Here is a 25,588-nt window from a genome sequence, read left to right as displayed (position 1 = left end):
AACCTGTTACGGGAAAGCCCGCATCGTAGCACTGTAGCGTGTGAAATCGTTTTGTGACGAATGCCCATTTCAAAATTTTTTTTGATTTTCCCCTTGAAGGGATTGCAGGCCACCCCCATCTCTCAGGTCACTAGCCGGTAAACCGACTGCGTTCCGGCGCCATCCATAAGTGATAAAGACTTTCTCAAAGGAGAGCTATCAATGAGTATTCGTCCGTTACATGATCGTGTGATCGTCAAACGTAAAGAAGTTGAATCCAAATCTGCGGGCGGCATCGTTCTGACCGGTTCAGCAGCAGGCAAATCAACTCGTGGCGAAATCATCGCTGTCGGTAAAGGCCGCATCCTGGAAAACGGTACTGTGCAGCCACTGGACGTTAAAGTCGGCGACATCGTTATTTTCAACGACGGTTACGGCGTGAAGTCCGAGAAAATCGACAACGAAGAAGTGCTGATCATGTCTGAAAGCGACATTCTGGCAATTGTTGAAGCGTAATCCACTCGCGAACCTGAACGAATTTAAGGGAAAAGAAAATGGCAGCTAAAGACGTAAAATTCGGTAACGACGCCCGTGTGAAAATGCTGCGCGGCGTGAACGTACTGGCAGATGCAGTGAAAGTAACCCTGGGCCCTAAAGGCCGTAACGTGGTTCTGGATAAATCTTTCGGTGCACCGACCATCACTAAAGATGGTGTTTCTGTAGCACGTGAAATCGAGCTGGAAGACAAGTTCGAAAACATGGGCGCGCAGATGGTAAAAGAAGTTGCCTCGAAAGCGAACGACGCTGCAGGCGACGGTACCACCACCGCAACCGTACTGGCTCAGTCCATCATCACCGAAGGTCTGAAAGCCGTTGCTGCGGGCATGAACCCAATGGATCTGAAACGTGGTATCGACAAAGCTGTCGCTGCGGCCGTTGAAGAACTGAAAACCCTGTCCGTACCATGCTCTGACTCTAAAGCCATTGCTCAGGTCGGCACCATCTCCGCTAACTCCGACGAAACCGTGGGTAAACTCATTGCTGAAGCGATGGACAAAGTGGGCAAAGAAGGTGTTATCACCGTTGAAGACGGTACCGGTCTGCAGGACGAGCTGGACGTGGTTGAAGGTATGCAGTTCGACCGTGGCTACCTGTCCCCATACTTCATCAACAAGCCTGAAACTGGCGCAGTAGAACTGGAAAGCCCGTTCATCCTGCTTGCTGATAAAAAAATCTCCAACATCCGTGAGATGCTGCCAGTTCTGGAAGCCGTTGCGAAAGCAGGCAAGCCACTGGTCATCGTTGCTGAAGACGTTGAAGGCGAAGCGCTGGCGACGCTGGTGGTTAACACCATGCGTGGCATCGTGAAAGTAGCTGCGGTTAAAGCACCTGGCTTCGGCGACCGTCGTAAAGCCATGCTGCAGGATATCGCAACGCTGACTGGCGGTACCGTAATCTCTGAAGAGATCGGTATGGAGCTGGAAAAAGCAACTCTGGAAGACCTGGGTCAGGCGAAACGCGTTGTTATCAACAAAGACACCACCACCATCATCGATGGTGTGGGTGAAGAAGCGGCCATTCAGGGTCGTGTGACTCAGATTCGTCAGCAGATCGAAGAAGCGACTTCCGACTACGATCGTGAAAAACTGCAGGAACGTGTAGCGAAACTGGCTGGCGGCGTTGCCGTTATCAAAGTAGGCGCGGCGACTGAAGTTGAAATGAAAGAGAAGAAAGCCCGCGTTGAAGATGCCCTGCACGCAACCCGTGCTGCGGTAGAAGAAGGCGTGGTTGCAGGCGGCGGCGTTGCGCTGATCCGTGTTGCAAGCAAGCTGGGCGAACTGCGTGGCGTGAACGAAGACCAGAACGTGGGTATCAAAGTTGCGCTGCGCGCAATGGAATCCCCACTGCGTCAGATCGTGCTGAACTGCGGCGAAGAACCATCCGTTGTGGCTAACATCGTTAAAGCGGGCGACGGTAACTACGGTTACAACGCGGCGACCGAAGAATACGGCAACATGATCGACATGGGTATTCTGGATCCAACCAAAGTAACCCGTTCTGCACTGCAGTACGCAGCATCCGTTGCTGGCCTGATGATCACCACCGAATGTATGGTGACTGACCTGCCTAAAGGCGACGGCCCTGACTTAGGTGCTGGCGGTATGGGTGGTATGGGTGGCATGGGCGGCATGATGTAATTCGTCCCCCCAAAATCTTACACTAAATAATTTGAGTCGCAGGAAGGCGGCCAACTCGAGAATCCCCAGGTGCTTACATTAAGTAAGTGACTGGGGTGAGCGAGTGCAGACAACGCACCTGCGGCTTGAATTATGAAGTGTAAAAATAAACCCCTGTGGCAGATAATGTCACGGGGGTTTTTCTTTTGGTCATCTTTTTAGTATAACGTTCACACGGACAAGTTGTGTCCAGCCCATTTATAACGAGGAATAAGATGCGCGTAAACGTCTGTGCAGGGATCGTCGGTGCCGCTTTATTATTGGCAGGCTGCAGTTCCAGCAATGAACTGACCGCAGGCGGGCAAAATGTTCGCTTTGTTGAAGACAAGCCGGGCGCTGAATGCCACCTGGTCGGCACCGCAACGGGCAAGCAGAGCAACTGGCTCTCTGGTCAGCATGGTGAAGAGGGTGGTTCAATGCGTGGCGCGGCGAATGCGCTGCGTAATCAGGCGGCAGACTTGGGCGGCAACGTTATTTATGGCGTGAGCAGTCCCACTCAGGGCATGCTTTCAAGCTTTGTTCCAACGGACAGCGAAATGATCGGCCAGGTTTATAAGTGCCCTAACTGATCCTTTCCCGCCGTAAAGACGCCCTCTGTTTGAGGGCATTTCTTATTTAGGGTATAGATTTTCCTGATTTCTGCCATAACGCATGTAACGCGCGTAAACAGTGCTCGCGGGGAACATACTCCGTGCCTGACGCCAACGTAAAGACCGAAGTCTGACACTTTTTCCCTTCCAGCTTTTTCAGTCGTGGACTAAACGCCAAAAGCCGCTGCGCAATGGCCTGCGTCTCTTTCATCTCACTGCGAAGCCGGGTTTTAATCACCGTGCCGTATGCCTGCTGTTCACCGTGTTCGTCGGCGTAGTGATACACCAGCGCCAGCGTTTCGCTAAAGAGTGCGAGTTTCCATGCCGGGTGCGGATAAGAATCATATTCCAGCTCGCCGTTATTTTTTATCGTGGCATCGTACAGCGGTAAAAAGTCCAACAGCGATGACAGACGTAGCGACAGCGTATGCATGCCCGCGTTATTGATGGCGTGGGAAATGGCGCTGACGAATAACGCAATTTGAGCGTCATCAATTAACAGCGATAACGTGTTTCCGCCCTGAAGCGTCATCGTGAGCTGCAGTTCGTTTTTGCGTTTGTTATTCGGCTCAATTTTCGTGATGCACTGATGTAACCCCGCCTCCTGTAATTCACTCTGGATTAGCGAAGGAATATGTTTATGCATCTGCGCAGTGGCGATTTCCTGCCGTTTTTTGAATGTCGCCTTGTCTTTAGCATTGCGCAGGCTTTGCAGGTGTAGTCGGTATTCGAAACAGATAAAAAGATCGCGCAGTGGTAACGCCGGGATGAGCAGCAGCAGCTGTTCGTGTTGTTGATTAATTTTCAGCGCCAGCGCCGTAAACTGTTTGCCGTGGCGAATGACGCCGGTATTAATGCCGGTGAGGATTGAGCTCATCTTATTCTCCCTGTTTTTTCGGGGGCTAAAATAGCACTCGTCGGGCGTTGGGAAGAGTCGGTTTCCGGACTTGCTGCCTGCGAGAAGGGCTCCGCGCAGGCAGGTGTGACCTAAAATTGGATTAGCTTTGGCGTAGCTGTAAATCGAGCGGAGTTTTACTTGGCTCACCGCCAATTTCACGCGCCAGTTTGGGCACCATGTAGCCTGACACCAGCGTCAGTAGTTCACGCATGATGGCGCGGGCTTCTTCATCGCTCACCAGGAAATGCGCGGCGCCCTGTACTTTATCCAGCACGTGCAGGTAGTAGGGCATGATGCCTGCGTCAAACAGGGCATTACTGAGCTCCGCCAGCGTTCGTGCGTTGTTGTTCACGTCACGGAGCAACACGCTCTGGTTGAGCAGCGTCACCCCGGCTAATTTCAGCTTTCGCATCGCCTGACGGAATTCATCATCAATTTCCTGAGCGTGGTTGATGTGATTCACCAGCAGAATTTGCAGCGATGAACGGGCGAAGCGTTCCGCCAGCCCATCGGTGATGCGTGCCGGAATGACTATCGGCAAACGGCTGTGAATGCGCAGGCGTTTGAGGTGCGGAATGGCTTCGAGCGCATCCAGCAGCCAGGTGAGCTCGTGGTCCTTTGCCATTAGCGGGTCGCCGCCGGAAAAGATGATTTCATCGAGTTCAGGATGGGCGGCGATGTAATCCAGCGCCACCTGCCAGTTCCGTTTGTTTCCCTGGTTGTCGGCATACGGGAAATGACGACGGAAGCAATAGCGACAGTTCACGGCGCAGCCACCTTTCACCAGCAGCAGCGCGCGGTTGCGGTACTTATGCAGCAACCCCGGCACAACGCTGTGCTGTTCTTCCAGCGGGTCGGTACTGAAACCGGGGGTCGTGGCGAACTCAAGCTGAGAGGTCAGAACCTGAAGCAGTAAGGGGTCGTTGGGATTGCCTTTTTCCATGCGTGCGACAAACGCCCGCGGGACCCGCAGCGGGAATAAACGTTTCGCCTCACGGCCTGCGAGCAAATTTTCATCAGCGTCTACATTTAAGAGACGTAACAGTTCATCAGGATCGGTGATTACATCGGCAAGTTGCGATAACCAATCTTCTCTGGACGGGGTGTTTAGGGTTACAATATGCGCCATTTTGTGGCTTAGCTACCAGTTAACAAATTTAGAGGGCCTTATGGCGACTTATTCTAGCAACGATTTCCGTGCCGGTCTTAAAATCATGATGGATGGAGAACCGTATTCGGTTGAATCCAGCGAATTCGTAAAACCAGGCAAAGGCCAGGCGTTCGCACGCGTTAAGCTGCGTCGCCTGCTGACCGGTACTCGCGTAGAGAAAACCTTCAAATCGACCGACTCTGCAGAAGGCGCAGACGTTATCGATATGAACCTGACTTACCTGTATAACGACGGTGAGTTCTACCATTTCATGAACAACGAAACCTTCGAGCAGCTGGCTGCCGACGAGAAAGCGGTTGGCGAAAACGCTAAATGGCTGCTGGACCAGGCTGAGTGCATCGTGACGCTGTGGAACGGTCGTCCAATCTCTGTGACTCCACCGAACTTCGTTGAACTGGAAATCGTTGAAACCGATCCAGGCCTGAAAGGGGATACCGCAGGTACTGGCGGCAAGCCAGCCACTCTGACGACTGGCGCGGTGGTTAAAGTGCCTCTGTTCGTGCAGATTGGCGAAGTCATCAAAATTGACACCCGCTCTGGCGAATACGTTTCTCGCGTGAAGTAATTCATGCTATAAAAAAGTCGGCACCGCTTCCGTCGTGCCGACTTTTTCTTAGAGCGCAGGGATGATGAACCGTTTACTCAAACTCTTCTTTATACTTCTGTTCACCGGTACGCTGCTATCGGGCTGCAACACCTTCCGCGGCTTCGGCCAGGACGTCCAGCATCTGGGCAACTCCATTTCGCACGCTGCCAGCTAATCACTTCACATCGTCTTAAAATTGCGCTGTTTTCGTCCATGATGGGCGATTTTGTCTATGCTTATGTTGCTACATAATGAATATTAACTGGCAATTAAAGGATGACATTATGCTTAAGAAAACCATTGCTGCGTTTTTTACTCTCCTGGTGCTCTCTTCTGTGCTTTCGGGCTGTAATACGACGAAAGGGATGGGGGAGGATATTTCTGATGGCGGTAACGCTATTTCAGGTGCAGCAACCAAAGCCCAGAACTAACGATGTTCGGTACGGTTTCAGGCCGTACCGTTATTCCACACATTCGGTTGAGGGAATGAACGGCGAAAATCGATTTTCGACTTTCAGTTTCATGCGAATGTTGCGCTTGTAGGTGTAGACCGTTTTGCCGGTAATCTGCATTTCCTTGGCAATTGTCTGATTGCTGGCACCGTCCATCCATAACGACAATACTTTCTCTTCCTGACGCGTTAAGAGCGGCGTGACTATACGCACCGGATTCATTGCGGGACCGTTGCGCAGCACTGTCAAAATACGCTGGCCGAGCGTTTCCAGCGGCGCTTTTTTAGCGAGCGTTTCTCCCACGTTTTTAAAGACAAAGGGCTCGTTTTGCAGCCGAATCAGGCACGTGCGTTGTTCGCAAACGGCCAGAAGGGCGGGCAGAAAATGTGACTGCTGAAGATCGTGCTGAAAGCAGGTGAAATCAGCGATAACCAGATGCGGTTGCCAGCTTTCCACATACGCTTTTGCCAACAATAAACTGTTCAGAGGGGTAATCAGAAACGACGATTTACCGCCATTGACCGCTTGCAGCCACGTTTCCAGTCCGAGACGACTGAAACAACAGCGATCAATAATCAGGATTTTATACATACAGGCCAGGTAAGCGCTTCATAGTTTGCGAATGCAAAGGGAACAGAGGGCCATCATAATGAAAGTGACGGCGACATAAAAAGGCGATCTCCGCATTGAAATGCGCCTAATTCACCTAATCATCGCGGAAAATCAACTTAAGCCAAATTACTTGCATCCCCGAAAGCAGCGGTTAAAATAAACATTCTCTAAGACTTTACAGGACGACCTGTAAACGTATCTACAATACCGGGGACGGCCCCAATCTGGAGTCAAAAATGTCCTGGTTAATTCTTGTTGTTGCCGGTCTGCTGGAAGTAGTCTGGGCCGTCGGCCTGAAATATACCCACGGTTTTACGCGCCTTGTGCCGAGCGTCATGACGGCAACGGCGATGATCGCCAGCATCGCCTTGCTATCATGGGCAATGAAAACCCTGCCAGTCGGCACGGCTTATGCTATCTGGACCGGTATCGGTGCAGTGGGTGCGGCGATAACCGGTATCCTTCTGCTCGGTGAATCCGCCAGTGCCGCCCGTATATTCAGCCTGGGGCTGATCGTTTGCGGCATCATTGGCCTGAAACTCAGCGCGCATTAATAGGTCTGATTCACCCAAATCAATTTCTGAACGGGGAAACCCTGCCGGGTCGCGATATCCAGCATCTGCTGCTTCATTTCATTGGAAATGGTTGGCGTGCGGGCGAGGATCCATAAATAATCGCGATCCGGTCCACAGACCAGCGCATGCTTATACTCTTTATCCAGCGCAATAATATTGTATCCGCCGTAGAACGGGCCGAAGAATGACACCTTCATCGCAGCCCTGTTCGGTGAGCCGGTGAAATAAGCCACGCCATCGGTTTTTTGCCACATTCCCCTGTCTGGGTTGTAGCCTTTGTTCAGCACGTTAATCCCGTTATCACTGCGCAAGCTATAAGTGGCGGTGACCCTCTCCAGTCCTTTTTCAAAATTGTGGTCCAGACGGGCGATTTCATACCAGGTGCCGAGGTATCGGTTGGCATCAAAAGGGGCGACGACGGTCACGCCGGGAGGGGGAACAGGATTACTACAAGCAACAAGCAAAAATGCAGCAGCAACAGTCGCAATGATGGACAGCAGACGCATGGTAATGTCCTTGCATGTTTTCTTGTAAGTGTAGAACCGGGCGGGAAAAAAGTACGAGACGGGACAAGAAATATGCCCGGCATGTGCCGGGCATCTCAGCTTTAAATGAAAATCACACCGACGAGTGTAATGACGGTCAAAATAGCCGCCAGTCCGTAGAACACCCATTTGCCATTCGGCACATGAATTTTCAGGTCATGCATGGCGTGATGAATGCGGTGCAAACCACACCACAGTGGCAGAACAATCATCAGAAACAGGAATGCACGGCCAATAAAACTTTGAGCAAAGGACAGCACGCGTTCGTAGCTGAAGGCGTCATGCGGTGCCAGGCCGAGCGGCAGCAGAACACCGACCAGCAGCACCATCACCGGTGCAATGATTGCGCCCCACATGCCGCCTGCGCCAAACAGGCCCCAGAAGACGGGCTCGTCCGAACGTTTTGGATTTGGATTAATCATCTTGGTCTCCTTACCAGAACAGTGCGACAAACAGGACAACTGCGGTGGCCACAATCGTCACCCCCCACAGTGCTTTAATAACCGGCTCTGGCCCTAACTTTTCGCCGTTGATAATCACGTTGGCGGCTTTTGGCGCTAATTCAAACCAGGTTTTGGTATGCAGCAACGCGGCGGCCAGGGTTATCAGATTCAGCCCCACCACAATCGGGTTTTGCAGGAACCCGACGTAGCCCGCCCAGGATTCAGCGCCGTGCTTCAGTGCGAACAGTCCGTAAATCAACACGATGCTGAACCATACCGTTGGAACCGCGGTCCCTTCACGAATCATATAAAAGCGATAAAAAGGCAGTTTCTTCCACCATGTGGAGGTCATCGGCTGCATGTAGGGTTTGCGTTTTGTCGTCATGATGCACTCCTTAGCGTGGTTTCAGGGTGGCGATAAGAAAGTCTTTCGAGCTTTCCACTTTGCCCTGCTGAATGGCGGCGGCCGGGTCGACGTGCTTCGGACACACTTCCGAGCAGTAGCCGACAAAGGTGCAGCTCCAGACGCCATTTTTGCCGTTCAGTTGCGCCATGCGCTCCTTTTTCCCGTGGTCGCGGCTGTCTTCGTTATAACGATGCGCCAGCGTAATAGCCGCCGGGCCTATAAACTCTTTGTTGAGACCAAACTGCGGGCAGGCGGCGTAGCACAGACCACAGTTGATGCAGCCGGAGAACTGATGGTATTTCGCCATCTGCGCCGGAGTTTGGGTGTTTGGCCCCTGATCTGGCGTACGCGGATTGCCGATGATGTACGGCTTAATGGCTTCCAGACTTTCGATAAAGTGGGTCATATCGACCACCAGATCGCGTTCAATCGGGAAATTCGCCAGCGCTTCGACCTTCAGCCCTTTTTCGTATTCACGCAGGAAGGTTTTACAGGCGAGTTTCGGCACCTTGTTCACCATCATGCCGCAGGAACCGCAGATAGCCATACGGCAGGACCAGCGATAGCTGAGGTCTGGCGCAAGGTTATCTTTGATATAGCCCAGCGCGTCCAGCAACGACGTTTGTTCGTCGTAAGGCACTTCATAGAACGCACTGTGCGGGGCTGTGTCTGATTCCGGGTTGTAGCGCACGATCTCGATTTTCAAATTTTTCACCTCAGCCATTTGCCGTCTCCTTCTTATCGGCAGCTTCCGCTTCTCCACCGTAAACGCGTTTCGCAGGTGGCAGAGTGGTAATCTTCACGTCGCTGTACTCGAGGCGCGTCGTGCCATCTGCATCGCGGAAAGCAAGGGTATGCTTGAGGAAGTTAACGTCATCACGCTCAGTGCAGCCTTCGTCCAGACGCTGATGCGCCCCACGGGACTCTTTACGCGCGAGGGCGGAATGCGCCATACATTCGGCAACGTTCAGGCCGTGGCCCAGCTCGATGGTGTACAGCAAATCGGTGTTGAACACGCTCGAGGTGTCGGTGATGCGCACGCGTTTAAAACGTTCCTGCAACTCAGCCAGCTTATCGATGGTTTTCTGCATTAGCTCCGGCGTACGGTAGATACCGCAACCTTCTTCCATCGACAGGCCCATTTCGTCGCGGATCTTCGACCCGTTCTCATTACCTTCCTGGTTAACCAGCGCTTTCAGGCGTTTTTCGACATCGACCACCTGTGCATCCAGCGCCGCGCTGTTGGCTTCACCTGCCGTCGAAGCGCGTTCCATCGCGCGTTCACCGGCCATACGGCCAAAGACCACCAGTTCTGCTAATGAGTTAGAACCCAGACGGTTTGCACCGTGCAGGCCGACGGAAGAACATTCCCCCACGGCAAAAAGGCCCTTGATGCGGCTTTCGCACTGCTGATCGGTTTCAATTCCGCCCATGGTGTAATGCGCGGTTGGACGCACCGGAATAGGTTCTTTCACCGGGTCGACGCCGACATAGGCTTTGGCCAGTTCGCAGATAAACGGCAGGCGTTCCAGCAGTTTTTTCTCACCGAGATGGCGCAGGTCGAGGTAAACCACGTCCCCACGCGGCGTGGAGACAGTGTTGCCTTTGCGCCATTCGTGCCAGAAAGCCTGTGACACTTTGTCGCGTGGGCCCAGTTCCATGTATTTATTTTTCGGCTCGCCGAGCGGCGTTTCTGGTCCCATGCCGTAATCTTGCAGATAACGGTAGCCGTCTTTGTTGACCAGAATACCGCCTTCGCCGCGGCAGCCTTCGGTCATCAGGATGCCGGAACCCGGTAGACCGGTTGGGTGATACTGGACGAACTCCATATCACGCAGCGGCACGCCGTGGCTCAGCGCCATGCCCATGCCGTCACCGGTGACGATGCCGCCGTTGGTGTTGTAGCGATAAACGCGGCCGGCACCGCCCGTCGCCATAACGACTGCATTGGCGCGGATCTGGATCAGCTCGCCTTCCATCATGTTCATTGCCACGAGGCCGCGCGCCTGACCGTCATCGACCAGAATATCCAGCACGAAGTGTTCGTCAAAACGTTGAATTTGAGGGAATTGCAGGGAAGTCTGGAAGAGGGTGTGCAGCATATGGAAGCCGGTTTTATCTGCGGCAAACCAGGTACGCTCAATTTTCATTCCGCCGAAGCGACGCACGTTAACGGAACCATCTTCACGGCGGCTCCACGGACATCCCCATTGTTCAAGCTGGGTCATCTCGGTCGGGCAATGGTGAACAAAGTAGTCCACGACATCCTGCTCACAGAGCCAATCGCCACCGGAAACGGTATCGTTGAAATGGTACTCAAAGCTGTCATGATCCTGAGCGACCGCCGCAGAACCGCCTTCAGCGGCAACGGTATGGCTACGCATAGGATAGACTTTTGAAATCAGTGCGATTTTTGCGTTGGGATTGGCCTGCGCTGCGGCAATTGCAGCCCGTAATCCCGCCCCGCCAGCGCCTATAACGGCCAGATCGGCATGAAAGGTTTGCACGACATTCCTCCAGAATTGTTGTTATTTCGCAACACACCTAACCAAAGGTAGTTCACTCAGTCGGCACGGCAATTGCGAACGTGATTCCACTGCTCCTTTATGGGTAGCTCAGTATATCCGTATGGTTGCGAGGGAAATTTGACGCGTTCGATTTTTTTGTTGTTCTGTTCGGCCATTGATCATCGAAATTGATGAATTCCGTCATGGAAACGTCTTTACGCCATAAACGGACGTTTTCGCCGGGCAAAATTTGTCTCGTGCGGCGCTTGCGAGTAGACTTCGGGCCTTTGTTTGTCTTCGGAGAGTTTTAGCATGAGCGAAACGGCCACCTGGCAGCCGAGCGCCTCCATCCCCAATCTGTTGAAACGCGCGGCCATTATGGCGGAAATCCGCCGCTTCTTTACCGATCGCGGCGTGCTGGAGGTGGAAACGCCGTGCATGAGTCAGGCGACGGTGACGGATATTCATCTTGTCCCGTTTGAGACGCGTTTCGTCGGCCCCGGCCATTCTCAGGGTATTAATCTCTACATGATGACCAGCCCGGAATATCACATGAAGCGCCTGCTGGCGGCGGGATGTGGTCCGGTGTTCCAGTTGTGCAGAAGCTTTCGTAATGAAGAGATGGGGCGTCATCACAACCCAGAATTCACCATGCTCGAGTGGTATCGTCCACATTACGACATGTACCGCCTGATCAACGAAGTGGACGATTTATTGCAGCAGGTACTGGAATGCCAGCCGGCTGAAAGCCTCTCCTATCAGCAGGCTTTCCAGCGTCATCTGGAAATTGATCCGCTGTCGGCGGATAAGGCGCAACTGCGTGAAGTGGCGGCGAAACTCGATCTCAGCAACATTGCTGACACTGAAGAAGACCGCGACACTCTGTTGCAGCTGCTGTTCGCCATGGGCGTTGAGCCACATATTGGAAAAGACCGTCCGACTTTCGTCTATCACTTCCCGGCAAGCCAGGCTTCGCTGGCGCAGATCAGCACCGAAGATCACCGCGTGGCGGAACGTTTCGAGGTGTATTACAAAGGTATTGAGCTGGCGAATGGTTTCCACGAACTGACCGACGCGCGTGAACAGCAGCAACGTTTCGAGCAGGACAACCGTAAACGCGCCGCCCGCGGCCTGCCACAGCAGCCGATTGACGTTAATCTGCTGGACGCGCTCAACGCAGGCCTGCCGGACAGCTCCGGCGTCGCACTGGGTGTCGATCGCCTGGTGATGCTGGCACTGGGTGCCCAAAGCATTGGCGACGTGATTGCTTTTACGGTAGATCGCGCTTGATGTGATTGACACTCGCCGTCGGTCCCTCCGGCGGCGAAAGCCTAAAATCCCCCACACGTTTATCTCGAATTTACATCTGTAACAGCATTGTTACTTAGATGATAGTGTCACTCCCGCTCTAAAAGTCACAATTTTTATCTGGTTTGTCGTTATTATCCTGACATCATGCCCGATTTTGTCACCTTACCGCGCCGCCATTTCTGTTCGGCTCGACGGGCATCACTTTGAAAGTATTCTCGTTTTCGCCAGGATTCAGGAGGGTTAATGACCCAAAGTATAAAAAGGATGAGTCTGACAGGCCTCATTCTCATGATTTTCACGTCGGTGTTTGGCTTCGCCAACAGTCCGTCGGCGTTTTATTTGATGGGTTACAGCGCCACGCCGTTTTACCTGCTTTCGGCGCTGTTCTTCTTCATCCCTTTCGCGCTAATGATGGCGGAAATGGGATCCGCATTTCGTAAAGAAGAGGGCGGGATCTACTCCTGGATGAACAACAGCGTCGGTCCACGCTATGCGTTTATCGGCACTTTCATGTGGTTCTCCTCCTACGTGGTGTGGATGGTCAGCACCGCGGCGAAGATTTGGGTACCGCTGTCGACTTTTCTGTTCGGGGCCGATAAAACCCAGACCTGGTCATTCATCGGCCTGAGTTCAACTCAGATGGTCGGGATTCTGGCCGTTCTGTGGATGGTGGCGGTGACGTTCGTGGCCGCAAAAGGTATCAATAAAATTGCCAAAATCACCGCCGTGGGTGGGATCGCGGTGATGTGCCTGAACCTGGTCTTGCTGGCGGTGAGTATTGCCATCTTCGCGCTGAACGGCGGGCATTTTGCCGAGCCGGTCGCGTTTACCGCCTCGCCTAACCCGGGTTATCAGACCGGCTTGTCGATGCTCTCGTTTGTGGTATTTGCCATTTTTGCCTACGGTGGGATTGAAGCTGTCGGCGGCCTGGTCGATAAAACCGAGAGCCCGGAAAAGAACTTCGCCAAAGGCATCATCATCGCCGCTATCGTGATTTCCATCGGCTATTCGCTGGCGATTTTCCTGTGGGGTGTAAGCACCAACTGGCAGGCCGTGCTGAGCAACCGCTCCACTAACCTCGGTAACATTACCTATGTGCTGATGACCAGCCTCGGGTCGAACTTTGGCCATGCGCTAAATTTGTCGCAGGAAGGTGCTATCACGATGGGCGTATGGTTTGCCCGCATCACAGGCCTGTCGATGTTCCTGGCCTACACAGGCGCATTTTTCACGCTGATTTACTCCCCGCTGAAGGCGATTATTCAGGGGACGCCGAAGGCGCTGTGGCCGGCCAAAATGACTCGCCTGAATGCAGTCGGTATGCCCGGGAATGCCATGTGGATGCAGTGTCTGCTAGTGTGCTTGTTCATTCTGTTGGTGTCGTTTGGCGGAGATACCGCATCGGCGTTTTATAACAAACTGACGCTGATGGCGAACGTCTCTATGACGCTGCCGTATCTGTTCCTGACCATCGCCTTCCCGTTCTTCAAGGCTAAAGCCGGCCTGGATCGCCCCTTCGTTATCTTTAAATCACGCCTGTCGATTCTGCTGGCCACCACCGTCGTGGTGCTGATTGTGGCTTTCGCCAACATCTTTACGGTGATTCAGCCGGTGATTGAAGCAGGGGATTACAGCAGTGCGCTGTGGATGATTGGTGGGCCAATTTTCTTCTCACTGCTGGCATCCGCCATTTATGAGAACTATCGCCGCCGTACGACGACGCTGGTTGTAGAGCCTGCATAACCGTAAGCCCGGCAGCCAACCTGTGCTGCCGGGCTTACGTCCTGATTACAAACTCCCCGCCGGGCGATTGCGTCCCGTCGACGTCAGCGTTCTACCGGTTTTCCGACCGTCCATGGTTTCCAGACGCATCTGGAAAGGTGGGAACGGCATATCAATTCCGTGTTCGCGGAATCCGGCCAGGATCAGCTGGTGAATCTCATGGCGCAGCGGCATACGGTGGCCCATTTCGGCGGCGTAGATACGCAGTTCGAAAATCTGAATACCCTGCTGCAAATCGACCAGGAACACTTCCGGAGCCGGGTTATCAATCACCAGCGAGCAGCGCTCTGCGGCGGTCATCAGGATTTGCGTCACTTCTTCGCTGTTAGCATCCGACGGTGCCGGAACGGTCAGCACCACGCGGGTGACAGAGTCCGACAGCGACCAGTTGATGAACTGCTCGGTGATAAACGCCTTATTCGGCACGATTATCTCTTTGCGGTCCCAGTCGCTTATGGTGGTCGCACGGGTATTGATCTTCGTTACGCTGCCGGTTAAATCGCGGATCGTGACGGTATCGCCGATTCGAATAGGTTTTTCGAACAGGATAATCAGGCCCGAAATAAAGTTGGCGAATATCTCCTGCAAACCAAAGCCGAGCCCGACACCCAGGGCGGCAACCAGCCATTGCAGTTTCGCCCACTCGATACCGATCATCGAGAAGCCGACCAGCCCGCCAATCAGCATCAGTAAATATTTAGTGATAGTGGTGATGGCATAACCGGTGCCTGGCGTCAGGCTGAGGTGCTGGAGTACCGCCAGTTCGAGCAGGGCAGGGAGATTGCGCACCAGCTGAGTGGTGATGATAAACACCAGAATCGCAATCAGCACCGCGCCCAGGGTTATCGGTTCCAGGCTTTCTACGCCCTGCACCGTGGACGTCACGTCCCACAGCGAGATGTTTTCGAGGAAGCCAAATGCCGAATGAATTTCGGACCACAGCACAATCACCGACACCAGCGCGATAAGCATCAGGATGGAACGCACCAGTCGAAGCGACTGTGCGCTGAGGGTATCGAGATCCACTTCGCTGATATCCACTTCCGCCGTGCCTTCCAGGCTGGTGTTGTGATGAGCCTCTTCTTCGCCACGGGCGCGCTGCGCCAGCATTTCTGCCCGGCGATGCTTCGCGCGGTCGAAGGCGATTCGACGGCGCTGAATCAGCATCCATCGTCGGATCACGTGATAAATTACCAGCAGCAGGAACCAGATGGCCACCGACGTTTCAAGGCGTGCCAGCAGCGCTTCGGCCGTCGCCAGGTAACCCACTAACGCGGCAAAAATCGCAATCAGAGGCGCGCCCATCAGCAGGTTCCACAGCATGCGGTTAACCATGTTTTCTCCGCTGCCCTCTTTGTCGAGGAACAGCGGAATACCAGCCCGCTTGAGGCTAAGCGTCACTATCCCAAGCGCCCCGCAGATAAGGACAAAGCACAGTCTGCCGAGGGAAGAGGAGAATTCGCGGTCGTGCAGGTTATCGAACATGAATAGCGCCATGATCAGCGGCACGATAAGCCCGATGCTCATCAGGTAATAACGCATCGCACGTGCGACGCGGTTACGCGGCCAGCCAAAGTGCGCCACGAACAGGCCATTCGGGCGAGCAAAGGCGGCGCAAATCATCACCACCCACAGCAGCGGCACGGTCGCAGTGACCCCGTTGCCAATCGCCACGGCCAGCGGATACGGCCACGCTTCCTGTAATCCGAAGCCGAGCGTCATCCACAGTACCGGCAGCGGTGAGGCGACCAGAATTGACCAGAACACCGTGCGCAACGTGAGCCAGAAGTGGTCCTGCGTCACTTTGCCGACGCGGTTGCTGGAACGTTCCAGGAAGCGCGTGAAGTGCTTACGTGAGCTGATGCTGAACCCAACCAGAATCAGGGCGGCAAACAGCGGGATCAGCGTTTCTTTGCTGGTCAGCATCATTATCGAGGCTTTACCGAGCTGGCTGAAAGTATCCAGTGAAATCAGACGACGCAGATCCTGCACGATTTCCAGCGGCCAGGCGAAGGTTATCGGGCTGACATCTGAGGTCCAGAACAAGTAGCGGTGGGTGGCTTCGTTGATCTCCTTCAGCGCGTCTTCCAGCTGGCCGTTGGCCACTTTCAGCTTGGTGAGTTCGAGGATCAGCGTATCACCGCCCTGCAGCAGCGAGTTGAGCAACTCGCGCTGGGTGCGAAGCTGGGCTTCCAGAATCCGTGATTCATTGTTGGCCAGCGGTTCGCCGTCGGTCTGGCGGCTTTCCCGCAGCTGCGTTTGCTTGCTGAGCAAGTCTTCGTAGCGCAGGCGATGGACGCGCAGCTGCGCCATTTCGGTATCGAGCTGCTGCGGCTTAGGCATCTCCGGCAGACGGGCAACCTGGGCGCGCAGGGCTTCGCCTAACAGGTTCGATGAACCTAGCCACTGAGACTGCTCGCGCAGGGTATTCAGTGCCTGACGGACCTGCAGCGTCTGATTGGTTGCCTGACGTTGTTGAGACGCGACCAAATCCATACGCTGCGCCTGCTGATTGAGCGCCTGCGACAGTTCGCGGTTAATGGTGAACTGCTGGACGATACTCGGCGGCAGGTTAGCGCTGTTCTCGGCTAATAATTCGGTGCTTTCCAGCGCTTTTTCAGCTTCCCGCTGACGCTGGCTATTGAGCTGGTTACGCAGTGCCTGGAGATAGGCATCAAGCTGCTCGCTCTGTTTCTGCGCCAGCTCCGAGCGCATCCGCGCCAGTTCCTGGCGGTTGTTGGCCGAAAGCTGTGCCAGTTCGAGTTCGTCGACCAGCGCTTTCAGCTTGGCAGATTCCGCCTGCAGGCTGAGATTTTGTGCCAGCGCGGTTTTACCGGTGGCGGTGCCGACCCGGCGCTCGACGTCATTCAACTGGCGGCGCGCGTCGGTTTGCTGCTGCGGCAGCTGGCTGAGTGAATCGGCGATTTCCCGGGCGCGTTCCTGTTCCTGCTGGGCCTGACGGCTCTTTTCCAGCAGTTGGCTGCTGACCTGCAGGATTTCCTGATTCAGCGCATCGGAAGTGAGGTTTTCAGGTGCCGGACGAGGCTCGTCGCGCAGGTTAGTGAGCTGAGTGCGCAGCGATTGGGACAGTTTGGGGAAGTTATCAATGACTTGTTGATATTGCTGAACGCGTTCAAGCGAACCTTTACGTTCTTCGAGCGCGTTCAGCGCGGACTGGAGCGCCTCGACGGCTTCAGGCTGAGCGGGTTTTGCCGCTTTCGCCTGTTCCAGTTCCTGGGTGATTTGTTTGGCGTCGGGGGCGCTTGCTGCGTACGCCCCCATGCTGAGGCACCAGGCCATCAGAAAAGTGATAATCAGGCGCACGTCAGCGGTCCTTGTGGTTAGCCCTGGTCGTTTTTATCGTCAACCGGCGGAATAACGTCGTCCGTGGTCACAATGTCTTCAGCTACAGGAGTGACAACTTCTGCTTCCTGAGCGGCAAAAATTTCGGTAGACACCGCCAGCGGCAGACCAATCTTGGTTGCAGACAGGCTGGCGAGCTGCTCTGCCAGCTGAACTTTGCCCGGCGCAAACAGGTTGATAACTGTTGAACCCAGTTTGAAGCGACCCATTTCCTGGCCTTTCAGCAGGGCAACAGAGCCTTCGCTTTCACCGGCAGGCCACGTCCAGCGCTTGATGACGCCTTCGCGCGGCGGCGTAATGGTGCCAGCCCAAACAGTTTCAATGCTGCCAACGATAGTCGCACCGACCAGAATCTGTGCCATCGGGCCAAATTCGGTATCAAACAGGCAGATGACGCGTTCATTACGGGCGAACAGGTTCGGCACGTTCTGCGCGGTCAAATGGTTGACGGAAAACAGATCGCCCGGCACGTAAATCATTTCGCGCAGGATACCGTTGCACGGCATGTGCACGCGGTGATAGTCGCGCGGTGAAAGATAGGTCGTGGCAAAAGAACCGTTACGGAACAGGTCCGCCATCTGGTAGTTGCCTGCCAGCAGTGCTTCAAGGCTGTAGTTATGGCCCTTCGCCTGCAGGATTTTGTCGTCTTCGATTTTGCCAAGCTGGCTAATCACGCCGTCGGCTGGCATTACCAGCACGCTTGGATCGGTGTCAATCGGACGCACTTCGTCACGCAGCGGGCGAACGAAGAAGTCGTTGAAGGTGCGATAGCTGGCGGTATCCGGCTTTTGCGCCTCTTTCATGTCGACTTTGTAGCATTTCACGAACAGGTCAATGACCAGCTTCGTCAGCCAGCCTGCTCGTTTGCTTGCGCCCCAGCCTGCGAGGCGGGTGAGCCACAGTTTAGGCAGAATGTATTGAAGCGAAAGTTTAAATGAGTTTAGCAAGGTAGCCTCCAGGCCAATGGTTATGCCATTTCAGGCTCAAATGCGAGCCTGTTTAAAAAAGGGGCTGATTCTATCGGCGTTCAGCTTAAATGTCAGTTGCCGCTTTCAGAAAAGGTTTTACGCGATTTTACCTCTGACATACTTTCGAGGATGCGATGATAATTTTCAAAGCGGGTTTCGGCGATTTCACCTTTTTCGACCGCTTCACGAATTGCGCAGCCCGGATCGTTGTCGTGCTTGCAGTCGCGGTATTTACAGGCGCCTAAATACGCGTGGAATTCGACAAAGCCGTTGAAGATTTGTTCGGCTTCCAGATGCCAAAGGCCAAATTCACGCACGCCCGGGGAGTCAATCACATCGCCACCGTGTGGGAAATGGTACAAACGCGAGGCAGTAGTGGTGTGCTGGCCGAGGCCTGAGTTGTCAGAGACATCGTTGGTAAGGATCTCTGTTTGCAGGCCAAGCAGGTTGTTCAGCAGGCTGGATTTACCCACGCCAGACTGGCCTGCAAAGATGCTGATACGCCCGGTCAACGCCTCTTCTAGCGGCTTCAGACCATCTTTCTTGTGACTGGAAACCATCAATACGGTGTAGCCAATTTTGCGATAGATATCCATCTGCTCATTAACAAACGCCAGGCCTTCGTCATCAAGAAGATCGATTTTATTCAGAACGAGAAGCGGCTCAACGTCGAGCGTTTCGCAGGCAACAAGATAACGGTCGATAATGTTCAGTGAGAGTTCTGGCAGAATGGCTGACACGATAACTATCTGATCGATATTCGCGGCAATCGGTTTTACGCCGTCGTAAAAGTCCGGACGCGTCAGTACCGATGTGCGCTCGTGAACGGCTTCCACGATGCCTTTGACGTTAACGCCTTCTGCGGCAGATTTTCCTGGGCGCCAGACGACGCGGTCACCCGTGACCAGCGAACGAATGGTGCGGCGAATGTTACAACGGTGGGTCGTGCCTTCGGTGGATTCCACATCGGCATGCATGCCGAAGCGGCTGATAACGATGCCTTCAGCTTTTTCGCCAAACAGGTTGTCATCGAGATCGGGCTTCTCCGAAGTCGTTTTAAGACGGCGCTCGTGGTTGGCTTTAACCCGGCGCTGCTGACCTTTGGAGAGTTTATTTTTACTCAATCGTGCTGACTCCTGGTCGCCCCTGAGGGGCAAAACCTCTATGATACACGCTATTTTAGATGAATATAGTCACTGTCGTTGTGACGCGAGAAGGGTGGAAAATAGCATGAGTGCAAATGAAAACAACCTCATTTGGATCGATCTTGAGATGACGGGTCTGGATCCCGAGCGCGATCGCATTATTGAAATCGCAACCCTGGTGACCGATGCAAATCTGAATATTTTGGCCGAAGGGCCGACCATTGCGGTGCATCAGTCCGATGAACAGCTGGCGTTAATGGACGACTGGAACGTGCGCACGCACACCGGCAGCGGTCTGGTTGAGCGTGTGAAAGCAAGCTCCGAAAACGATCGTGCGGCAGAGCTGGCGACGATTGAATTCCTCAAACAGTGGGTGCCAGAAGGAAAATCACCTATCTGCGGCAACAGCATCGGCCAGGACCGCCGTTTCCTGGTTAAGTATATGCCGGAACTGGAAGCGTATTTCCATTACCGCGCTCTGGACGTCAGCACGCTGAAAGAGCTGGCGCGCCGCTGGAAGCCAGAAATCCTCGATGGCTTCAAAAAGCAGGGTACGCATCAGGCAATGGATGACATCCGCGAGTCCGTCTCTGAACTGGCGTATTACCGCGAGAATTTCATTAAGCTGTAAACGTTTTGCCCGGTGGTGAAGGCTCGCCGGGCCTGCCTGATAGGGGATTTGGTGTAAAAACAGGCGATGTGACGAATATTCCATCACTTGAACTGAATTTCAAAAAAATCGCTTACAGGGGGGTTGCAGCTAATTCGATTTCTCGTATAATGCGCCTCCCGTAACGACAGGATTTTCCGTGTTACGGCAGCACCAAATTTGCGGGAATAGCTCAGTTGGTAGAGCACGACCTTGCCAAGGTCGGGGTCGCGAGTTCGAGTCTCGTTTCCCGCTCCAAAATTTGAAAAGTATCGCAAGATACATGCACCAGCGTCACCTAAGCGGGAATAGCTCAGTTGGTAGAGCACGACCTTGCCAAGGTCGGGGTCGCGAGTTCGAGTCTCGTTTCCCGCTCCAAAATTTGAAAGTATCGCAAGATACATGCATCACCAATCGCAGGATTTCAGGTTGCGACAAGGCGGCAAATGAGCGAATCCTTATGAGCTTACAAAAGTAAGTGATTAAGGTGAGTGAAAGTAGCCAACGCAGTAGCAGCGTGAAAGACAAAGATTAAGCGGGAATAGCTCAGTTGGTAGAGCACGACCTTGCCAAGGTCGGGGTCGCGAGTTCGAGTCTCGTTTCCCGCTCCAAATTTTCTTCAATCAAATCCTCTTATCCACAGCGTTTAATGACGTTGGGGACGATTTTTATTTTCTCTGAAATACTCTTGTAAACAGACTTATCCACAGCCATGCGATTTTGTCTGCAAATTCAAAATGCTTCGAAGTGTGAATAGTAAACTTTCAACTTATTGATATATAACAATAAAAATAGATTTCAAATTGTTATCACGATCACTTGACGAATTTGGCACCCTTGAATTTCAATGTGTTTTTATTTTTATTCACACCCTGTGAATGAATCATGCATCCCTCGGTAGACCCTTTTCAATCACTCTCACCAGACGTTGTTTTTGCGGTAACTGCACCTCAACCACGCAGGCATTTCGCTTGTCTATTTGCTGCGTAACCGCCCACTGTATGTGCTCATCGAGAAGTGGGTGCTCACCTCTGCGACTCTCCAGCGCGTCAATATTGTGTTCATCCCACGGAGCATTTCCCAGCGCGACGGCAATATTTCGTAGCCAACGCAAATGACCGATTCGCCGAATAGGCGATCCTTCGGTGACCTTCAGGAAATGGGCTTCACTCCAGCTAAACAGCGCGATAAGCTCTGGCGCATGCAGCGCCTTACGCGGGCTGAAATCCTCTTCGCTGGTGAGCTGCGAGTATCGATTCCACGGACAAATCAGCTGGCAGTCATCGCATCCGTAGATGCGATTGCCCATCAACGGCCGAAACTCTTCCGGGATGGCACCCTCCAGTTCGATAGTCAGATAGGAAATGCAGCGGCGGGCGTCGACGGTGTATGGCTCAACGATGGCGCCAGTGGGGCAGATGGTCATGCAGGCCACGCAGCGGCCACAGTTTTCTTCCACTGGTTTATCAATGGGTAAAGCCAGATCGATAAGCAATTCGCCGAGGAAAAAGAACGAACCTGCATCGCGGCTGAGAATAAGTGAGTGCTTACCTGTCCAGCCGAGCCCGGCTTTTTCAGCGATCGGGCGTTCCAAAATAGGCGCGGAATCAACAAAAGGTCTAAAATTCAGCGAGGCACACTGTTCCTGAATCTTTTCGCCGAGCTTTTTAAGGCGGTTACGTAACAGCTTATGATAATCACGCCCAAGGGCATAACGGCTGACGTAGCCAAGTGACGGGTTTTTCAGAGTGCTGGCAAACGCCGCATTGGCGGGCAGATAGTTCATCCGCACGCTTATTACGCGCAGCGTACCGGGCAGAAGTTCATGAGGGCGGGCACGCATCATGCCGTGGCGCGCCATCCACTCCATTTCGCCATGGTACTGTTTGTCCAGCCATGCTTGCAGTTCGGGTTCACTGGCGCTGAGATCGGTATCGGTGATACCGACGTGCTGAAAGCCCAGCTCGGTGCCCCACTGTTTGATGTTTTGCGCTAATTGGTTGAGATCGAGGGGCTGTGACATGACGGACCATACAATGACGAGTAACCCCGAAAGTATACCACACACCATCTGGTCTGCGGATGACCTGCGTCGCGCTGAAAAAGAGGCCGCCGATGCGCTCGGTCTGACGCTCTATGAATTGATGCAACGCGCAGGCGAGGCCGCTTTCACCGTTGCGCGCCGCTATCATTCTGCGACAACACATTGGCTTATCCTCTGCGGTCACGGTAATAACGGTGGCGATGGCTACGTCGTGGCGCGACTGGCGCAGGCGGCGGGTATTCAGGTGACGCTGCTGGCGCAGGAGAGTGAGAAACCGCTTCCTGAAGAAGCCATCGAAGCCCGGACCGCGTGGCTCAACGCCGGTGGCGTGATTCACGCCCACGATATCGCCTGGCCTGACGGCGTCGATTTAATTGTTGATGCCCTGTTGGGCACCGGATTAACCAGCAGCCCTCGTGCGCCCATTGCCGCGCTAATCGTTCGCGCCAACTCCCATCCTGCCCCTGTTATTTCGCTCGATATCCCTTCTGGCCTGCTTGCCCAAACGGGTGCGACGCCGGGAGAGGTTATCCACGCCGCCCGAACAGTCACCTTCATCGCTCTAAAGCCGGGCCTGTTAACCGGCAAAGCCCGGGACGTGACGGGGGCGTTGCATCATCATGCGTTGGGCCTCGAAGCGTGGCTGAATGCGCAAACCACGCAGCTTCAACGCGTAGATGCCAGCCAGTTGGGGCAGTGGTTACCGCCGCGCCGTCCTACGTCGCACAAAGGCTCTCACGGCAAGCTGGTGATTATTGGCGGCGATCACGGTACTGCGGGTGCCATTCGCATGGCTGGCGAGGCAGCGCTGCGTGCCGGGGCCGGGCTGGTGCGGGTGCTGACTCGCGTCGAAAATATCGCGCCGATCGTGACTGCGCGCCCGGAATTGATGGTGCATGAACTCACTGCTCAAAGCCTGGATGACGGTCTGGAATGGGCCGACGTAGTAGTGATTGGTCCCGGGCTTGGACAACAGTCGTGGGGCAAGCAGGCGTTACGCAAAGTGGAGAACCTTCGTAAGCCGATGCTCTGGGATGCCGATGCGCTGAACCTTCTGGCAATCAACCCCGATAAACGTCACAATCGCGTACTGACGCCGCATCCCGGCGAGGCCGCCCGGTTGCTGAATTGCAGCGTGGCAGAAATTGAAAGCGATCGCTTACTTTCTGCGCAACGTCTGGTAAAACGGTACGGCGGGGTCGCCGTGCTGAAAGGCGCAGGTACGGTTGTTGCTGATAATGAACACGGCATCGCGATTGTCGATGCCGGAAATGCAGGCATGGCCAGCGGTGGGATGGGCGATGTGCTATCAGGTATTATCGGCGCGTTGCTAGGCCAGCATCTCTCACCGTATGATGCTGCCTGCGCAGGCTGTGTCGCGCATGGCGCAGCGGCTGACGTACTGGCCGCGCAGTCTGGAACCCGCGGCATGCTTGCCACCGATCTTTTTTCCGCGCTCAGGCGTGTTGTTAACCCGGATGTGATTGACGTAAACCATGATAAATCGAGTGATTCCCTTACCCAATGAGCAGGCAACATTAGATCTCGGCAACCGCATTGCCGGGGCCTGCACAGGCGCAACCGTCATTTATCTCTACGGCGATTTGGGCGCCGGGAAAACCACTTTCAGCCGCGGATTTTTGCAAGCGCTGGGCCACAAAGGCAACGTCAAAAGCCCGACTTATACGCTGGTTGAGCCGTATACCCTCGAAAATTTGATGGTGTACCACTTTGATTTATATCGCCTTGCGGATCCTGAGGAACTTGAATTCATGGGGATCCGCGATTACTTCGCTGACAATGCCATTTGCCTGGTGGAATGGCCGCAACAGGGCGCGGGTGTGTTGCCTGAACCGGATGTCGAAATTCACCTGGAGTACCAGGCACAAGGGCGAGAGGCGCGCGTGACGGCAGTCTCCTCACTGGGTGAGTCTTTACTGGCACACTTGGCCAGTTAACCTGAGGGATGACGGGATGATGCATCGCGTTAAAAGTTGGTGGGTTGTCGGCATGATGCTGTTTAGTTTGCAGGCAACGGCGGCAAGTTTATCCGATATTCAGGTATCCAATGGCGATAAACAGGCCCGTATTACGTTCAGTTTTATGGGCGATCCTGATTACTCCTTCTCGCAGGAAGGAAAACGCAGCGTCGCGCTCGATATCAAACAAACCGGTGTTATCCAGGGTTTGCCGCTCAATTTCAGCGGTAACAATCTGGTCAAAAGCATTCGTTCCGGCACGCCGAAGGACGCACAGTCCCTGCGCCTGGTGGTTGATTTAACCGGCGACGGCAAGACACGCGCGGTGAAACAACAAAGCGGCGGAAACTACACCGTCGTCTTCACCATTAACGCAGATGCACCGCCACCACCACCTCCTCCGGTCGTCGCGAAACGCGTGGAAGCACCAGTCGTTGCAGCCGCCGCTCCTCGTCAGGTCGAGCCGGCACGTAACCCGTTTAAACTGCAAAACGACAGAATGACCAGCGTGACCAGCAGCAACACCGAAACGCGTCCCGCACGGTCCCGCACAAGCAGCGTCAGCGGCGATAAAGTGATCATCGCCATCGACGCCGGTCATGGTGGTCAGGATCCTGGCGCCATCGGACCGGGCGGAACTAAAGAGAAAAACGTCACCATTTCGATTGCCCGCAAACTGCGCACCTTGCTGAACGACGACCCGATGTTTAAAGGCGTGCTGACCCGCGATGGCGATTACTTCATTTCGGTCATGGGCCGTTCGGACGTGGCGCGTAAGCAGAATGCCAACTTCCTGGTCTCCATCCATGCGGATGCCGCGCCAAACCGCGACGCCACGGGCGCGTCGGTCTGGGTACTGTCCAACCGTCGTGCGAACAGCGAAATGGCAGGCTGGCTGGAGCAGCACGAGAAGCAGTCTGAACTGCTCGGCGGGGCGGGTGACGTGCTGGCTAACAGCCAGTCTGACCCGTATCTGAGCCAGGCAGTGCTGGATTTACAATTCGGCCATTCCCAACGCGTCGGGTATGATGTGGCGGTTGATGTCCTGGGCCAGCTCCAGCGCGTCGGAAACATTCATAAGCGCCGTCCTGAGCACGCCAGTCTTGGCGTTTTACGCTCGCCGGACATCCCGTCTATCCTCGTCGAAACCGGTTTTATCAGTAACGGTGGTGAAGAGCGTTTACTGGGTAGCAACGACTATCAGCAGCAGATCGCCGAGGCGATTTATAACGGGCTGCGCAACTATTTTAACGCGCATCCGCTGCAGAGCGGGCCGCGCGGCGAAGCCTCGCAAACGGCCAGCGCGTCTGGCCCCGGCGGGACGTTAATTAATTAAGGAGCGCTTC

At 54.2% G+C, this 25,588-nt stretch carries 25 protein-coding genes and 3 tRNA genes; 16 read left to right on the top strand and 12 right to left on the bottom strand.

Annotated features, from left to right (window positions below; genetic code table 11):
• Positions 1-201 precede the first annotated feature (201 nt).
• The 3 genes from MUU47_RS03890 (at position 202) to MUU47_RS03880 (ending at position 2,785) form a co-directional block, all read left to right on the top strand.
• Positions 202-495, top strand: coding sequence for a co-chaperone GroES (locus MUU47_RS03890; protein ID WP_013367964.1), 294 nt, complete (start codon positions 202-204; stop codon positions 493-495).
• 38 nt (positions 496-533) lie between these two features.
• Positions 534-2,177, top strand: coding sequence for a chaperonin GroEL (gene groL / locus MUU47_RS03885; RefSeq protein ID WP_110510958.1), 1,644 nt, complete (start codon positions 534-536; stop codon positions 2,175-2,177).
• Between the two features lie 254 nt (positions 2,178-2,431).
• Positions 2,432-2,785 carry a DUF4156 domain-containing protein gene (locus MUU47_RS03880; protein ID WP_110510957.1) on the top strand — a complete coding sequence of 118 codons (354 nt, stop codon included), beginning with the start codon at positions 2,432-2,434 and terminating at the stop codon, positions 2,783-2,785.
• A gap of 46 nt (positions 2,786-2,831) precedes the next feature.
• Here MUU47_RS03880 and yjeJ read toward each other — a convergent pair whose 3' ends face one another.
• Both yjeJ and epmB read right to left on the bottom strand, forming a co-directional pair.
• Positions 2,832-3,683: a YjeJ family protein gene (gene yjeJ, locus MUU47_RS03875; RefSeq protein WP_258986841.1), complete on the bottom strand. Its 852-nt coding sequence runs from the start codon at positions 3,681-3,683 to the stop codon at positions 2,832-2,834.
• 121 nt (positions 3,684-3,804) lie between these two features.
• Positions 3,805-4,833 carry an EF-P beta-lysylation protein EpmB gene (epmB, locus tag MUU47_RS03870; protein WP_258986840.1) on the bottom strand — a complete coding sequence of 343 codons (1,029 nt, stop codon included), beginning with the start codon at positions 4,831-4,833 and terminating at the stop codon, positions 3,805-3,807.
• Positions 4,834-4,873: 40 nt separating this feature from the next.
• Between epmB and efp the strand changes: the two genes are divergently transcribed.
• The 3 genes from efp (at position 4,874) to ecnB (ending at position 5,892) form a co-directional block, all read left to right on the top strand.
• The gene (gene efp, locus MUU47_RS03865) at positions 4,874-5,440 is read left to right on the top strand and encodes an elongation factor P (RefSeq protein WP_159759541.1); all 567 of its coding nucleotides are present in this window, start codon (positions 4,874-4,876) and stop codon (positions 5,438-5,440) included.
• A 64-nt stretch (positions 5,441-5,504) separates the two neighbouring features.
• The gene (locus MUU47_RS03860; RefSeq protein ID WP_373422901.1) at positions 5,505-5,636 is read left to right on the top strand and encodes an entericidin A/B family lipoprotein; all 132 of its coding nucleotides are present in this window, start codon (positions 5,505-5,507) and stop codon (positions 5,634-5,636) included.
• Positions 5,637-5,745: 109 nt separating this feature from the next.
• Positions 5,746-5,892, top strand: a complete 147-nt coding sequence (ecnB, locus tag MUU47_RS03855; protein ID WP_159775023.1) for a lipoprotein toxin entericidin B — start codon at positions 5,746-5,748, stop codon at positions 5,890-5,892.
• A 30-nt stretch (positions 5,893-5,922) separates the two neighbouring features.
• Here ecnB and MUU47_RS03850 read toward each other — a convergent pair whose 3' ends face one another.
• Positions 5,923-6,504, bottom strand: coding sequence for a LuxR C-terminal-related transcriptional regulator (locus MUU47_RS03850; RefSeq protein WP_258986839.1), 582 nt, complete (start codon positions 6,502-6,504; stop codon positions 5,923-5,925).
• 257 nt (positions 6,505-6,761) lie between these two features.
• On the opposite strand from MUU47_RS03850, the gene sugE reads away from it, so the two are divergent.
• On the top strand, positions 6,762-7,079 hold the full coding sequence (gene sugE, locus MUU47_RS03845; RefSeq protein ID WP_258986837.1) for a quaternary ammonium compound efflux SMR transporter SugE: 318 nt from the start codon (positions 6,762-6,764) through the stop codon (positions 7,077-7,079).
• Here the strand turns inward: sugE and blc are convergent.
• From blc to frdA, 5 genes are all read right to left on the bottom strand, one after another.
• On the bottom strand, positions 7,076-7,606 hold the full coding sequence (blc, locus tag MUU47_RS03840; RefSeq protein WP_258986835.1) for an outer membrane lipoprotein Blc: 531 nt from the start codon (positions 7,604-7,606) through the stop codon (positions 7,076-7,078). The genes sugE and blc overlap by 4 nt on opposite strands.
• A 101-nt stretch (positions 7,607-7,707) precedes the next feature.
• Positions 7,708-8,067, bottom strand: a complete 360-nt coding sequence (gene frdD / locus MUU47_RS03835; protein ID WP_159759531.1) for a fumarate reductase subunit FrdD — start codon at positions 8,065-8,067, stop codon at positions 7,708-7,710.
• Between the two features lie 10 nt (positions 8,068-8,077).
• Positions 8,078-8,473, bottom strand: coding sequence for a fumarate reductase subunit FrdC (gene frdC, locus MUU47_RS03830; protein ID WP_258986834.1), 396 nt, complete (start codon positions 8,471-8,473; stop codon positions 8,078-8,080).
• 10 nt (positions 8,474-8,483) lie between these two features.
• On the bottom strand, positions 8,484-9,218 hold the full coding sequence (locus tag MUU47_RS03825; protein ID WP_258986832.1) for a succinate dehydrogenase/fumarate reductase iron-sulfur subunit: 735 nt from the start codon (positions 9,216-9,218) through the stop codon (positions 8,484-8,486).
• Positions 9,211-11,001, bottom strand: coding sequence for a fumarate reductase (quinol) flavoprotein subunit (frdA, locus tag MUU47_RS03820; protein ID WP_258986831.1), 1,791 nt, complete (start codon positions 10,999-11,001; stop codon positions 9,211-9,213). The genes MUU47_RS03825 and frdA overlap by 8 nt, the downstream gene beginning before the upstream one ends.
• Before the next feature lie 312 nt (positions 11,002-11,313).
• Here frdA and epmA point away from each other — a divergent pair, with 312 nt between their 5' ends.
• On the top strand, positions 11,314-12,291 hold the full coding sequence (gene epmA / locus MUU47_RS03815) for an elongation factor P--(R)-beta-lysine ligase (RefSeq protein WP_258986829.1): 978 nt from the start codon (positions 11,314-11,316) through the stop codon (positions 12,289-12,291).
• A gap of 264 nt (positions 12,292-12,555) precedes the next feature.
• The gene (yjeM, locus tag MUU47_RS03810; RefSeq protein ID WP_258986827.1) at positions 12,556-14,055 is read left to right on the top strand and encodes a glutamate/gamma-aminobutyrate family transporter YjeM; all 1,500 of its coding nucleotides are present in this window, start codon (positions 12,556-12,558) and stop codon (positions 14,053-14,055) included.
• Positions 14,056-14,100: 45 nt separating this feature from the next.
• Here the strand turns inward: yjeM and mscM are convergent, their stop codons facing one another.
• The 3 genes from mscM to rsgA all read right to left on the bottom strand — a co-directional run bounded on the left by mscM (position 14,101) and on the right by rsgA (position 19,549).
• A complete protein-coding gene (mscM, locus tag MUU47_RS03805) occupies positions 14,101-17,418 on the bottom strand; it encodes a miniconductance mechanosensitive channel MscM (protein ID WP_258986826.1) in 3,318 nt (1,105 codons plus the stop codon).
• A 17-nt stretch (positions 17,419-17,435) separates the two neighbouring features.
• Complete coding sequence (asd, locus tag MUU47_RS03800; protein ID WP_258986825.1) at positions 17,436-18,404, bottom strand: archaetidylserine decarboxylase; 969 nt, start codon at positions 18,402-18,404, stop codon at positions 17,436-17,438.
• Positions 18,405-18,496: 92 nt separating this feature from the next.
• Entirely contained in the window at positions 18,497-19,549 is a 1,053-nt protein-coding gene (gene rsgA / locus MUU47_RS03795; protein ID WP_258986824.1) for a small ribosomal subunit biogenesis GTPase RsgA, read from the bottom strand.
• A 106-nt stretch (positions 19,550-19,655) separates the two neighbouring features.
• On the opposite strand from rsgA, the gene orn reads away from it, so the two are divergent.
• From orn to MUU47_RS03775, 4 genes are all read left to right on the top strand, one after another.
• On the top strand, positions 19,656-20,201 hold the full coding sequence (gene orn, locus MUU47_RS03790; protein WP_258986823.1) for an oligoribonuclease: 546 nt from the start codon (positions 19,656-19,658) through the stop codon (positions 20,199-20,201).
• 200 nt (positions 20,202-20,401) lie between these two features.
• Positions 20,402-20,477 (top strand) — tRNA-Gly (locus MUU47_RS03785).
• A 44-nt stretch (positions 20,478-20,521) separates the two neighbouring features.
• Positions 20,522-20,597: transfer RNA gene (locus tag MUU47_RS03780), tRNA-Gly, on the top strand.
• 157 nt (positions 20,598-20,754) lie between these two features.
• Positions 20,755-20,830: transfer RNA gene (locus MUU47_RS03775), tRNA-Gly, on the top strand.
• Positions 20,831-21,102: 272 nt separating this feature from the next.
• On the opposite strand, the gene queG is transcribed toward MUU47_RS03775, so the two are convergent.
• Complete coding sequence (gene queG / locus MUU47_RS03770) at positions 21,103-22,242, bottom strand: tRNA epoxyqueuosine(34) reductase QueG (RefSeq protein ID WP_258986822.1); 1,140 nt, start codon at positions 22,240-22,242, stop codon at positions 21,103-21,105.
• Here queG and nnr point away from each other — a divergent pair.
• From nnr to amiB, 3 genes are read left to right on the top strand one after another with little or no spacing between them, the layout of a single operon-like run.
• On the top strand, positions 22,241-23,791 hold the full coding sequence (nnr, locus tag MUU47_RS03765) for a bifunctional ADP-dependent NAD(P)H-hydrate dehydratase/NAD(P)H-hydrate epimerase (protein ID WP_258986819.1): 1,551 nt from the start codon (positions 22,241-22,243) through the stop codon (positions 23,789-23,791). The genes queG and nnr overlap by 2 nt on opposite strands.
• Positions 23,760-24,221: a tRNA (adenosine(37)-N6)-threonylcarbamoyltransferase complex ATPase subunit type 1 TsaE gene (gene tsaE, locus MUU47_RS03760; protein ID WP_258986817.1), complete on the top strand. Its 462-nt coding sequence runs from the start codon at positions 23,760-23,762 to the stop codon at positions 24,219-24,221. The genes nnr and tsaE overlap by 32 nt, the downstream gene beginning before the upstream one ends.
• Positions 24,222-24,237: 16 nt before the next feature.
• Positions 24,238-25,578 carry an N-acetylmuramoyl-L-alanine amidase AmiB gene (amiB, locus tag MUU47_RS03755; RefSeq protein WP_258986816.1) on the top strand — a complete coding sequence of 447 codons (1,341 nt, stop codon included), beginning with the start codon at positions 24,238-24,240 and terminating at the stop codon, positions 25,576-25,578.
• The last annotated feature ends 10 nt before the right edge of the window (positions 25,579-25,588 follow it).

The sequence above is a fragment of the Scandinavium hiltneri genome (assembly GCF_024764835.1).
In the GTDB taxonomy this organism is placed as follows: Bacteria; Pseudomonadota; Gammaproteobacteria; order Enterobacterales; family Enterobacteriaceae; genus Scandinavium; species Scandinavium hiltneri.
This window is presented reverse-complemented; position numbering and strand designations above follow the sequence as displayed.